12 protein-coding genes are annotated in these 12,100 nt (G+C 65.8%); 3 read left to right on the top strand and 9 right to left on the bottom strand.

The genetic code is table 11. The annotated features are described in order from the left end of the window. Positions 1–12 precede the first annotated feature (12 nt). The 4 genes from cpaB to rsmI form a co-directional block, all read right to left on the bottom strand. Positions 13–834 (bottom strand): Flp pilus assembly protein CpaB, encoded by an 822-nt coding sequence (gene cpaB, locus XH81_RS20895; RefSeq protein WP_271596351.1) that lies wholly within the window; start codon positions 832–834, stop codon positions 13–15. Positions 835–1,299: 465 nt separating this feature from the next. Beyond that, the gene (gene gshB / locus XH81_RS20890; RefSeq protein WP_212428941.1) at positions 1,300–2,244 is read right to left on the bottom strand and encodes a glutathione synthase; all 945 of its coding nucleotides are present in this window, start codon (positions 2,242–2,244) and stop codon (positions 1,300–1,302) included. 10 nt (positions 2,245–2,254) lie between these two features. After that, complete coding sequence (locus tag XH81_RS20885; RefSeq protein WP_028139402.1) at positions 2,255–2,656, bottom strand: YraN family protein; 402 nt, start codon at positions 2,654–2,656, stop codon at positions 2,255–2,257. Beyond that, positions 2,643–3,593 carry a 16S rRNA (cytidine(1402)-2'-O)-methyltransferase gene (gene rsmI, locus XH81_RS20880; protein WP_271596350.1) on the bottom strand — a complete coding sequence of 317 codons (951 nt, stop codon included), beginning with the start codon at positions 3,591–3,593 and terminating at the stop codon, positions 2,643–2,645. Before rsmI ends, XH81_RS20885 begins: the two co-directional genes overlap by 14 nt. Before the next feature lie 339 nt (positions 3,594–3,932). On the opposite strand from rsmI, the gene XH81_RS20875 reads away from it, so the two are divergent. Then, positions 3,933–5,165, top strand: a complete 1,233-nt coding sequence (locus XH81_RS20875) for a penicillin-binding protein activator (RefSeq protein WP_193374889.1) — start codon at positions 3,933–3,935, stop codon at positions 5,163–5,165. Positions 5,166–5,284: 119 nt separating this feature from the next. Here the strand turns inward: XH81_RS20875 and hemW are convergent, their stop codons facing one another. The 3 genes from hemW to rph are packed head-to-tail and all read right to left on the bottom strand — an operon-like array spanning position 5,285 to position 7,786. Then, entirely contained in the window at positions 5,285–6,439 is a 1,155-nt protein-coding gene (gene hemW / locus XH81_RS20870; protein ID WP_038948647.1) for a radical SAM family heme chaperone HemW, read from the bottom strand. Beyond that, complete coding sequence (gene rdgB, locus XH81_RS20865; RefSeq protein ID WP_028139406.1) at positions 6,426–7,061, bottom strand: RdgB/HAM1 family non-canonical purine NTP pyrophosphatase; 636 nt, start codon at positions 7,059–7,061, stop codon at positions 6,426–6,428. Before rdgB ends, hemW begins: the two co-directional genes overlap by 14 nt. Before the next feature lie 11 nt (positions 7,062–7,072). After that, positions 7,073–7,786, bottom strand: coding sequence for a ribonuclease PH (gene rph / locus XH81_RS20860; RefSeq protein ID WP_018323503.1), 714 nt, complete (start codon positions 7,784–7,786; stop codon positions 7,073–7,075). 181 nt (positions 7,787–7,967) lie between these two features. Between rph and hrcA the strand changes: the two genes are divergently transcribed. Further along, positions 7,968–9,056 (top strand): heat-inducible transcriptional repressor HrcA, encoded by a 1,089-nt coding sequence (hrcA, locus tag XH81_RS20855; protein WP_028139407.1) that lies wholly within the window; start codon positions 7,968–7,970, stop codon positions 9,054–9,056. 96 nt (positions 9,057–9,152) lie between these two features. Beyond that, on the top strand, positions 9,153–9,770 hold the full coding sequence (grpE, locus tag XH81_RS20850; protein WP_028139408.1) for a nucleotide exchange factor GrpE: 618 nt from the start codon (positions 9,153–9,155) through the stop codon (positions 9,768–9,770). A 115-nt stretch (positions 9,771–9,885) separates the two neighbouring features. Here grpE and pncA read toward each other — a convergent pair whose 3' ends face one another. Both pncA and XH81_RS20840 read right to left on the bottom strand, forming a co-directional pair. Further along, entirely contained in the window at positions 9,886–10,611 is a 726-nt protein-coding gene (gene pncA / locus XH81_RS20845) for a bifunctional nicotinamidase/pyrazinamidase (RefSeq protein ID WP_028139409.1), read from the bottom strand. Between the two features lie 285 nt (positions 10,612–10,896). Further along, positions 10,897–11,838, bottom strand: coding sequence for a hypothetical protein (locus tag XH81_RS20840; protein WP_028139410.1), 942 nt, complete (start codon positions 11,836–11,838; stop codon positions 10,897–10,899). Positions 11,839–12,100: the final 262 nt, after the last annotated feature.

Genomic DNA, 12,100 nt, shown 5'->3' with positions numbered 1-12,100 from the left:
CTTTCCCCATCATCACTTCTGTGACGTCAATTGCCGTGCCTGCACCCCGTAACGGATCACGTTCACGCCGCCCGCACGCTTGATCCCCTGGTCCTCGGGCGTGCCGTCGACTGCGTTGGCATCGACGATGCTCCGCAGCGCGAGCTGGAGCGTGCCGCCCTGGCGCGCGGCTGCGAGCACTGCGACCTGGTCGGGCCGAAGCTCGAGCGTGACGGTCTTGCCGACGACGGCGTTCTGGCCGTCCTTCTCCTTCGGCGCCTGGTCGATCGCGAGCACGCGGATATTGGTCAGGATGACCTCGGACAGGACCAGCTCGTTGCCGCCGGTCGGACCGTTGTTGTTGGCGCCGTCGGGGTTCTTCAGACGGCGAGTCAGGACGATGTCGACGCGGTCATTCGGAAGGATGAAGCCGCCAGCGGCGGTCTCGGCTGAAATCTCGGTGGAAACGGCGCGCATCCCGGCGGGCAGGATCGCAGCCATGAAGCCGGAGCCGTCGGCCTTGACCAGCTTCTGCTCCCGGATCGGCTCGCCCTGCATCAGGGGGACGCGGGCGATCGAGCCGGCGATCTGCGTCTGCGCCTCGGGCCTGCTGTCGCGGCGGATGAAGGCGCTGCTCGCGGTCGCTGCCGGCCAGGCCTGCCATTGCAGGTCCTCGGGCTTCACGGCCTGGCCGAGCCCGATGTCGGACTTGGCGACGAGGACCTCGACGGTCGGCAGCTTCTCGGCGACGGGCAGGACGGGCGCGGGCTTGTTGTCGAAGCCGCTCGCCAGATACGCAGCGACACCACCGGCGCCCAGCGCGATGACGAGAACGACAATGCGTGCGGTATTCATACGCTTCTACTCTTACGCGGGGCACTCGAACCGCACCTGGCGGGTTCCCCGTGTCGATGAGTAGGGAGTAAAAGTATAAGGGGTGTTGCGAGGCCGAATGCGATGGCCGGCCTCGATGCTGGTTTTCGGCAGATGGTGAACGCGGCGTTATCCGGTCGGCCAGCAGCCCCGTAGATTCACGCAGTACGGAACGTCCGTTCGAATGACATGCGCGGCGTCATGGTGAATGGGTGGTTAGTGGTGTGTGGGTGCGATCATGCCAATGAGATCGCAGCGCGCTCCACAACATCGGTGTCGTCCCGGCGAACGCCGGGACCCATAACCCCAGGGAGCAGTTTGACGAAGATTGAGCGCCCGGTACCGCGACCAAGCTCCCCGGATAGATTCCGCGGTATGGGTCCCGGCGTTCGCCGGGACGACGCTGAGGAGAGTTCGCGCGCTCCGCAACGTCATCATTGCAGAGTGCTACTTCGCCCGCTTCTGTTCGATCACGTCCCAGACCTTCGCCGCAACATCGGGGCCGCCGAGGCGCGCGATGGCGCGGATGCCCGTCGGCGAGGTGACGTTGATCTCGGTGAGGTTGCCGTTGATGACGTCGATGCCGACGAACAACAGGCCGCGCTCGCGCAGCGCCGGTCCGACCGTGGCGCAGATCTCGCGCTCGCGCGGGGTGAGCTCGGTCTCCTGCGCCGCGCCGCCGCGCACCATGTTGGAGCGGAGGTCGTCGGCGGCCGGCACGCGGTTGACGGCGCCGGCGAACTCGCCGTTGACCAGGATGATGCGCTTGTCGCCGTGCCTCACCTCGGGGATGAATTGCTGGATCACCCAGGGCTCCCGGAACGTCACCGAGAACATGTCGAACAGCGAACCGAAATTCATGTCCTGCGGCATCACGCGGAACACCGCCGCGCCGCCATGGCCATGCAGCGGCTTCATGACGACCGCACCATGCTTGTCGCGGAAGCCGTTGATCTCATCTAAGTCGCGCGAGATCAGGGTCGGCGGCATCAGCTGCGGAAAATTCATCACGAACAGCTTTTCCGGCGCGTTGCGCACCGAAGCGGGATCGTTGACCACCAGCGTCTTCGGATGGATGCGCTCCAGAAGATGCGTCGAGGTGATGTAGGCGAGGTCGAACGGCGGATCCTGGCGCAGCAGCACCACGTCAAAGCCGTTCAGCGCCTCGCGCCTGGGCTCGCCGAGCGTGAAGTGATCGCCGGGCTCGTCGCGCACGGTCAGGAGCTGAACCGGCGCCACGATGTCCTCGCCGACCATCGAGAGCTTGTCGGGCGTATAATAGGACAGGCCGTGGCCGCGCTTCTGCGCCTCCAGAAGCAGCGCAAAGGTGGAATCGCCCTTGATGTTGATGCGGGCGATGGGGTCCATCTGGACGGCGACGTTAAGTTTCATGGTCTGCCTTTCAGGTCGAGGCGTCGAATGCCGCCAACACATGGCGCGGAAGTGAGCGCGGCGCAATCAGCATGGCGTCGAATCGCAATTCGAATTCGGCATGCTCGGGATGCGCCACGAGCCAGCCTTGCGCGGCGTCGATGATGCGCTGCTGCTGGCGCGGCGTCACGGCGAAGGCCGCGTCATCCAGCGTGGCCCGCGCCTTGACCTCGACGAAGGCGATCAGATTGCGGCGGCGTGCCACGATGTCGATCTCGCCATGCGGGGTGCGGTAGCGCTTTGCGAGGATGCGGTAGCCCTTGGCCATCAGATAGGCCGCTGCGCGGCTCTCCGCGGAGATGCCGGTGTGAAACGCGGCGACGCGTTCGGGCGAGGCGACCTTCGGTTCCACCGGGACCTCAGTCTTCGCCATCGCCGCCCCTTAAGTCTTTTGCAAGCTCGAGCGCGCGGGCATAGACCTCGCGGCGCGGGCGGCCGGAGAGCGCGACCGCATGCGCCACGGCATCCTTGACGCTGTGCGCGGCAAGCTGTTCGCGCAACAGACCGTCCAGCGCATCCGACGTCAGCATCTCGGCGTCGGCCGCCGGCGGCGCGATCACCAGCACGAACTCGCCGCGCGTCTCCAGCGTATCGGCCTCGCGCGCCAGCTGGCTCAACGGAGCGCGCGAGATCTCCTCGTGCAGCTTGGTCAGCTCGCGGCAGATCGCGGCCTCGCGCGTGCCCATGATCTCGGCGAGCTCGGCCAGCGTGTCCTGCACGCGGTTGCCGGATTCGAACATCACCAGCGTCGCATCGATGCGTGCGAGCTCGGTCAAGCGCGCCTTTCGCGCGGCGGATTTCGCCGGCAAAAAGCCTTCGAAGAAGAAGCGGTCGGTTGGCAGTGCCGCCACCGACAGCGCCGCCAGCACCGAGGACGGGCCGGGCAGGGCATACACCGCATGGCCGGCGGCGCAGACCTCGCGCACCAGCTTGAAGCCGGGATCGGAGATCAGCGGCGTGCCGGCGTCGGAGACCAGCGCAATCGAGCCGCCCTGCCCCAGCGCCTCCAGGATTTTCGGGCGCGCGGCTTCCGCATTGTGCTCGTGATATTGCTTGAGCTGCGCGGCGATGGCGTAGCGCTCGGTCAGGCGCCGGGTGATGCGGGTGTCCTCGCAGGCGATGACATCGACGCCGGCGAGGGTCTGGAGCGCCCGCAGCGTGATGTCGCCGAGATTGCCGATGGGGGTTGCGACCAGATGGAGGCCCGGTGCCGCCTTCGGCGCCGCAAGCCGATGGGCATCGATGCAGAAACCGCGCGAGGCGGCGTCTTGAGCTTCAGGCGTATTTATCGGGACCGGCTTTGCGCGCATAATGAAGTCAACTTAGGCACGATCCGCAGGGCTGGGAACCGGTTCGCCGAAAAAGATCGCGCCGAGGTGAGGGGCGAGGAACGGACGGGAATGTGATCGATCCAGGATCACGCCGAGAGGGCGTGAGGGCTCTCGCGCCATATTCGCGACCGAAACGCCGCCTTGATGCTGAATGAGCGAGGGCAAATAGCTGCCGGGACAGCAAGGCGGCCGCGTTAAGCGGCTATTATCCTTTTGTTTCGGTTAACTATTTGCCGACAATATGCCTGAATCCGTGGCTTGTGTCGTGGAAAGAATGTCGTGACCCGCCGGCGCCGACGGGTCAGAAGAGAAGCTGAAATGGTGGGCCCGCGTTATCCAAAATCTCCCGTTCCGGGGTCCCTGATGTCAGGGGCGACCCGCCGGAGCGCGCTCGGCCTGTTGCTCGGGACGCCACTGCTGTCGGCCTGCGCCGGCGTGCAGCAGAGCCTGAGCCAGTTTTCCAACCCCTTCTCGAACTCGACGCCGCCGGCTCAGCCCGCAGGTCCCCCGCAACAGGCGACGACCGCTGGCACCGGCGGCGTGAAGGTCGCCGTGATTCTGCCGCTCTCGGCCGCCGGTAATGCCGGCTTGGCCGCGCAATCCATGCGCAACGCCGCCGAGATGGCGCTGGCCGAGTTCCAGAACCCGAACATCCAGCTGCTGATCAAGGATGACAATGGCAGCCCGCAAGGCGCGCAGGGCGCCGCGCAGCAGGCCGTCGACGAAGGCGCCGAGATCATTTTGGGACCGCTGTTCGCGCAATCGGTGCCGGCGGTGGCGCAAGTCGCGCGCACGCGCGGCATTTCCGTGATGGCGTTCTCGACCGATTCCAGCATCGCCGGCCGCGGCGTCTATTTGCTCTCCTTCCTGCCGGAGTCCGACGTCAACCGCATCGTCGAATATTCCGCCAGCATCGGAAAGCGCTCCGTCGCCGTGCTGGTGCCCGACAATGCCTATGGCAATGTCGTCGAGGCCGCGGTGAAAGCGGCCGTGCCGCGCCGCGGCGGGCGCATCGTCGCGTTCGAAAAATACGGCGCCGATCGCGCCACGCCGGCGCGCACCGTGGCGCAGCAACTCGGCAGCGCGGATGCGTTGTTCATTGCCGATGACGGCGATGCCGTGGTGACGGTCGCAGATGCGATGACCGCGGCGGGCGCGAACTTACGCAACATCCAGTTGCTCGGCACCGGCCTGTGGGACAATCCGCGGGTTTATGCGAATGCGAGCTTGCAAGGCGGCCTCTATGCCGCGCCCGACCCGGCCGGCTTCCGCGCCTTCTCCGGCCGCTACCGCACCAAATACGGCGCCGAACCGATTCGCACGGCAACGCTGGCCTATGACGCGGTCGCCCTCGTCGCCGCGCTGGCGCGCACGCAAGGCACCACGCGCTTCTCGTCCGACGTACTGACCAATCCGTCCGGCTTTGCCGGCATCGACGGCCTGTTTCGTTTCCGTGCGGACGGCACCAACGAGCGCGGGCTTGCGGTGATGAAGGTGACCCAGGGTGGCGGCGTTGCCGTCGCGGGCTCGCCGAAGAGTTTTGGGGCGTAGTTCGGGACGACAGTGCCGTAGGGTGGGCAAAGGCGCGCTTCGCGCCGTGCCCACCATCTCTCAGCTAATCGCATGGAATTCGTGGGCACGCTTCGCTTTGCCCACCCTACGGCAGCGCGTTATGCCGCGAGATCCGCGACCACTGCATCCAGCACCGGAAAACCGCTGCTCGTCACGCGCAAGCGGCCCGTCGCATCCACCGTGATCGCGCCTTCCTCGCGCAGCAGCGCGATGCGCTTGGGATCGAGCGGGCGGCCGGAGAGGGCTTTGTAGCGCTCGGGGTCGATGCCTTCGGCGAGGCGCAGTCCCATCAGCAAAAATTCGTCGGCGCGCTCTTCGCTGTTGAGCAGATCGTCGGTGACGACACCATGGCCATTGGTCTCGACCCGCATCAGCCAGGCCTCGGGACGCTTCTCGGTGGCGGTGGCGTGCCTGACGCCGTCGATGTCGAGCCGGCCATGCGCGCCGGGGCCGATGCCGGCATATTCCTCGCCGCGCCAATAGACCAGATTGTGCCGGCACTCGGCGCCGCGCCGTGCGTGATTGGAGATCTCGTAGGCGGGCAGCCCGAGCTTGTCGCAGGTCTCCTGCGTGACGTCGTAAAGCGCGCGCGCCACCGCTTCGTCCGGCGTCTTCAATTTGCCGGCCTGGTGCAGGCCGAAGAACGGCGTGCCTTCCTCGATCGTCAATTGATAGAGCGACAGATGCTCGGCCGCTTCGTCGATGGCGAGACGCAGCTCATCGGCCCACATCGCCGGCGTCTGGTCGGGACGGGCGTAGATCAGATCGAACGAATAGCGATCGAAGGAGCGGCGCGCTATGGCGACGGCATCGAGCGCCTCGCGCGCGCTGTGCAGGCGGCCCAGCGCTTTCAGCGAGGCATCGTCGAGCGCCTGCACGCCGAGCGAGACGCGGTTGACGCCGGCGGTGCGATAGCCGGCAAAGCGCGTGGCTTCGACGCTGGTCGGATTCGCCTCCAGCGTCACCTCGACATCGCCGGCGACGGTCCAGTGCTTGCCGATCGCATCGAGCACCGCGCCGACCGTTGCGGGCTGCATCAACGACGGTGTGCCGCCGCCGAGAAAGATCGAGGTGACCTCACGGCCGGGCGAGCGCTCGGCGGTGGCTGCGATCTCGCGCGCGAAGGCGGAGGCGAAGCGCGCCTCGTCGATCGCGGCGTGACGGACATGGCTGTTGAAGTCGCAATAGGGGCATTTCGACAGGCAGAACGGCCAGTGCACGTAGACGCCGAAGGCTTCCTTAGCGCGGCTCAAGGCAGATCTCCGCCAGTTTCACGAAGGCGCGGGCGCGATGCGACAGGCCAAGGCCGAGCGGCGGCAGGCCGTGCTTCTCGATGCTGTCCATCTCGCCGAAGGTGCGGCTGTGGCCGTCCGGCAGGAACATCGGGTCGTAGCCGAAGCCGGCGGTGCCGCGCGGCGGCCAGACCAGAGTGCCGTCGACGCGCGCCTCGACCTCTTCGAGATGATCGTCGGGCCAGGCGACGCAGAGCGCGGAGACGAAATGCGCTTTGCGCTTGTCCGGCGTGGTGGCGCCGCGCTCCTGCAACAGGCGCTCGATCTGCGCCATCGCCGCGGCGAAATCCTTGGAAGGTCCAGCCCAGCGCGCGGAGAAAATGCCCGGCGCGCCGTCGAGTGCGTCGACCACGATGCCGGAATCGTCGGCAAAGGCGGGAAGCTTGGTCGCCCGCGCTGCCGCGATCGCCTTGATCGCGGCATTGCTGCGGAAATCGTTGCCGGTCTCGTCGGGCTCGCCGAGGCCGAGCTCTCCGGCCGACACCGCCTCGATGCCGTACGGCGCGAGCAGCTCCTTCATCTCGGCGAGCTTGCCGGGATTATGGGTGGCGATGACCAGCTTTCCGGTGATTCGGCGGTGCATGGGCTTATTGACTACGCGACAGCCAGTTTCTGCAAGTCCACGAGACGCGCGATGCCCTTTTGCGCCAGGGCGATCAGCTTCAGGAACTCGTCCTGCGTGAACGGCTCGCGTTCCGCGGTGCCCTGCACCTCGATGATGCGGCCGTCGCCGGTCATGACGAAATTGGCGTCGGTCTGGGCTTCCGAATCCTCGGCATAGTCGAGATCGAGCACGGGCGTGCCGTTGTAGATGCCGCAGGAGATCGCAGCGACGTTGTCGCGCATCACATTGGCCTTGATCATGTTGCGCGCCTTCATCCAGTTGATGCAATCGGCGAGCGCGACCCAGGCGCCGGTGATCGAGGCCGTGCGCGTGCCGCCGTCGGCCTGGAGCACATCGCAATCGACCGTGATCTGGCGCTCACCGAGCGCTTCGAGATCGACGATCGTGCGAAGCGAGCGGCCGATCAGGCGCTGGATCTCGACGGTGCGGCCACTTTGCTTGCCGGCGGAGGCCTCGCGGCGGGTGCGTTCGGAGGTCGCGCGCGGCAGCATGCCATATTCGGCGGTGACCCAGCCGCGGCCCTGGCCCTTCAGCCACGGCGGCAGGCGATCTTCCAGCGTGGCGGTGACCAGCACATGGGTGTCGCCGAATTTCACCAGGCAGGAGCCTTCCGCATATTTGACCACGCCGCGCTCGAGCGTCACGGGGCGCAATTCGTCGGGCGCACGGCGGCTTGGCCGCATGGGAAATCCTCCAAAACTCGCAGGTTAGGGCTATTCGCGGTGCTTGTAGGTGGGGTGAGGGTATGCGGCAAGGGGAAAGGACAAGGCTTTTTCACCCCCGGTTCTCCACCCTGCAAACGCGACGCTTGTCAGAACCCTCCTGGATGGACAAATTATGAGCATCTGAGAGGAGTTACCGTCTGTGGCCCATCACGATCCGATCCATCTGATCGCGCCGCGCGCAGGCCTCGCCCAGCTCAACGAGCGTTCTCGCGACATCTTTCGTCAAATTGTCGAAAGTTACCTCGCGACCGGTGAGCCCGTGGGCTCGCGCAATATCTCGCGCCTCATCGCCATGCCGCTGTCGCCGGCCTCGGTCCGCAACGTCATGGCCGATCTGGAACAGCTCGGCCTGATCTACGCCCCGCACACCTCCGCCGGTCGGCTGCCGACGGAACTCGGCCTGCGGTTCTTCGTCGATGCCCTGATGCAGGTCGGCGACCTCAACGAGGCCGAGCGGCAGTCGATCCAGAGCCAGCTTGCCACCGTCGGCCAGGCGCAATCGGTCGAGGCGGCGCTGGACCAGGCACTGACGCGGCTGTCGGGCCTGACCCGCGCCGCCGCGGTGGTGCTGACGCCGAAATCCAATGCGCGGCTGAAACACATCGAATTCGTCCGTCTGGAACCGGAAAAGGCGCTGGTGATCCTGGTCGGCGAGGACGGCCAGGTCGAAAACCGCGTGCTGTCGCTGCCCCCCGGAGTTCCCTCCTCGGCGATCACCGAGGCCGGCAATTTCCTCAATGCGCGCATCCGCGGGCGCACCCTGGCCGAGGCGCGGCTCGAGCTCGAGACGGCACTTGGAGAAGCCCGTGCCGAGCTCGATCAGCTCGCACAGAAGGTGATTTCCGCCGGCATCGCCAGCTGGTCCGGCGGCGAGAACGAGGATCGCCAGCTCATCGTCCGCGGCCACGCCAATCTGCTCGAAGACCTGCATGCGCTGGAGGATCTGGAACGGGTACGCCTGCTGTTCGACGATCTCGAGACCAAGCGCGGCGTGATCGACCTGCTGGGGCGTGCCGAGACCGCTGAGGGCGTGCGTATCTTCATCGGTTCGGAGAACAAACTGTTTTCCTTGTCCGGCTCCTCTACGATCATCTCGCCCTATCGGGATGCCGCCGGCCATATTGTCGGTGTTTTGGGCGTGATCGGGCCAACCCGGCTGAATTATGCCCGCGTGATCCCGACCGTGGACTACGCGGCCCGCATCGTCAGCCGTCTTTTGGGAGGCTGATCGGCGTTTCCGCCGATCACGGGCGCTTGATTTTCGGCGCTTTAGGCACGATATCCGGGCCAACAATCCCTGGAAACGAGTTCGAGATTAGAGCCGATGACCGAGCAAGACCGGCAACCCGAAGACACGACTGCCGCGACCGGCGAGCCCGTGGTGTCAAAACCCTACATCATGCCCGACGATCCCGAGCCCGGCTCAGTCGAGCTGTTGCAGAAGGAAGCCGCCGAGGCGCGTGACCGCATGCTGCGGACGCTGGCCGAGATGGAGAATCTGCGCAAGCGTACCACCAAGGAGGTCGCCGACGCCCGCCTCTACGGCATCACCGGCTTTGCCCGCGACGTGCTCGACATCGCCGATAATCTTCAGCGCGCGCTCGATGCCGTTCCGGCCGAGGCCCGCGCCACGGCCGATCCCGGCCTGATATCGCTGATCGAAGGCGTCGAGCTCACCGAGCGTTCGCTGCTCAACGCGCTGGAAAAGCACGGCGTGAAGAAGCTCGATCCGCAGGGCCAGAGGTTCGACCCGAACTTCCACCAGGCGATGTACGAAGTGCCTGATCCGTCGGTGCCGTCGGGCACCGTGGTGCAGATCATGCAGGCCGGCTACACCATCGGCGAGCGCGTGCTGCGCCCGGCCTTGGTCGGTGTCGCCAAGGGCGGCGCGAAGCCCGCGGCCGCGGCGAACAACAACGAGTCGAGCGGCGCGGCGAACTGATTTTTTTGCGTCATTCCGGGCGGCTCGAAGAGCCGAACCCGGAATCTCGGGATTCTCAGGTGCGCAATGGCGCACCATAGTTCGATGCTTCGCATCGCCCCGGAATGACAGTCATCTAGCCCTGCGCGCTCGCGATATCCGCAGACTGAATCCGCTTCACGCCGGCCTTGGCCATATCGGCCCAGGCTTTTGCCAGCGAGCCCTGCGTGTCGATGCCGCGGCAGGCGTCTTCCACCACATAGACCTCGAAGCCAGCCTTGCGCGCGTCGAGCGCGGTCCAGGCGACGCAGAAATCCGTCGCGAGCCCTGCGACGAAGACGCGCTTGATCTTGCGTCCCCTCAGATAGCCGGCAAGTCCTGTCGAGGTCTTGCCGTCGGCTTCGAGGAAGGCCGAATAGCTGTCGACGTCCTTGTGAAAGCCCTTGCGGATGATGAGCTCGGCGTGCGGGATCGCAAGGTCCTTCGACAGCGAAGCGCCATCGGTGCCCTGCACGCAATGGTCGGGCCACAGCACCTGCTTGCCATAGGGAAGGTCGACGGTCTCGAACGGCTTCTTGCCGGAATGCACCGACGCAAACGAGATGTGGCCCGGCGTGTGCCAGTCCTGCGTCATCACCACATTCGCAAATGCTCTCGAGATCTTGTTGATGACGGGCACCACCTGCTCGCCCTCTTTCACCGCGAGGCTGCCGCCGGGCAGGAAGCAGTTCTGCACGTCGATCACGAGCAGCGCGGAGGCATCGTCCGGCTTGATCGATGCCGCTGCAAGGAGTGCGGTTGGAGCCAGCGTTGCAAGCGCCGTCGTCCCAAGCATTGCCAAGACTTGTCGCCGATCCAGCATCGTTCGCCTCCCCTTCGGATGAACTCAACGGAGACGAAGCCTAGTTCCGTTCGTGTACGAACAGAAGCCCGAAAATGCCGCCGGGTTTGATGAGGGGTTGGGCGTGCAGCCTCAACACCGCTGTCGTCCCGGACAAGCGCAGCGCAGATCCGGGACCCATACCCCCAGGGAGAAGTTTGGCGAAGACTCTTCGGGGGTACTGCGACCGACCGCAATCGCGAGATCACGCGGTATGGGTCCCGGCCTTCGCCGGGACGACACCGAGTGTGTTGGAGCGCCTCTGGCCTACCCCTTCGGCTGGATGCCGTCGCGCACGGCGCGGAAGCGAGTGAAGGCGGCCAGCCACTGGTCGCGCGGGGCGCTGGCGATGATGCGCAGCGAGGCGCCTCCGCTCGAGAAGCGGATCCACTGCACCACGGTCACCGGGACCTTGTCCTTGCCGCTGATGCCGTCGATCCGGGTCTCGAAGCCTTGCTGGCCGTTGATGCGGATCGGCTCGGACATGGTGACGCGCGATTCGCGCACGCCGGGAATCTGCAGCGCCGCCTCCTGGGCGAAGCGGGCGCGGTCGTCGGCCTGCTGCGGCGTGGCGCCGATCAGGCCGAGGATCATGAACGGCTTCGACTCGTAACCGGTGCTCTCGTCGCCGTCCGCCAGGATGATGCTCGAGCCCGGCGCCAGAGTGCGGATGTCCTTGAATTCGGCGAGATCGGTGATCCTGAACGGCATCAGCGCGATCTGCTCCTCGGCCGAGACCTGCTTGCGGGTAGTGGCGGTCGCAAACATCTGCCGCACCGCCTCATCCGTGTAGATCTTGGTCGCATTCTCCGGGACCTGCACCGCGACGTAGCCGGAGAAGCCGGCGCCCGGCACGATCATCGAATAGCGCTTCACCGGGGTGTCGCCGGCCTTGCCGCTTTCGGTGGTGAAATAAGCGAGGCCCGCGGGCGTCTCGATCTTGTCCTGCTTGACGCCGCCAGCGCCGGCCGGATTGGAATTGAAGGCGCTCACGACCTCGCCATAGGCTGCCGGCGGCAGCTCGGTGATCAACACCTTGACGCTGCCATCCTCGCTCTCGAATCCCGGAAACGTTTTTGCCGTGCTGAGACCGACCAGCGGCACCATGCCGAGGCGCAAGCCGGGTGGAAACACGGCGTCGGCGGCGAAGGCCGGAAACGCGGAGGCGATCAGAAGGGCGAGCGCGGCGAGGGGGCGGATCAGCTTCATGGGCACTCTGATTGGTTCACATTGAGGCCGTTCGATGGTCGGCCACCGGGCCGCATTGTCGCGCGAAGCAGCTGTGGCGGCTGCCCGGCCGGTCCGCCTTTTACCGGGTTTGGGCTTGCGGCAACAGGGTGGGCGGGCTTGCGGTAGCGGGGGGCTTGCTGAAGCCTGAACCTGTTAATAATTCCTCACCCGCAAGGGCGGTGAAGCCCGGATATCATCGTCCAAAACCCAATGTTTTCACGGCAGAAACGTAGCTTCGGTC

The organism is Bradyrhizobium sp. CCBAU 25360 (assembly GCF_028128695.1).
GTDB classification, from domain to species: Bacteria; Pseudomonadota; Alphaproteobacteria; order Rhizobiales; family Xanthobacteraceae; genus Bradyrhizobium; species Bradyrhizobium ottawaense.
The sequence above is the reverse complement of the archived record's forward strand: the minus strand, read 5'-3'. Positions and strand labels throughout refer to the sequence as shown.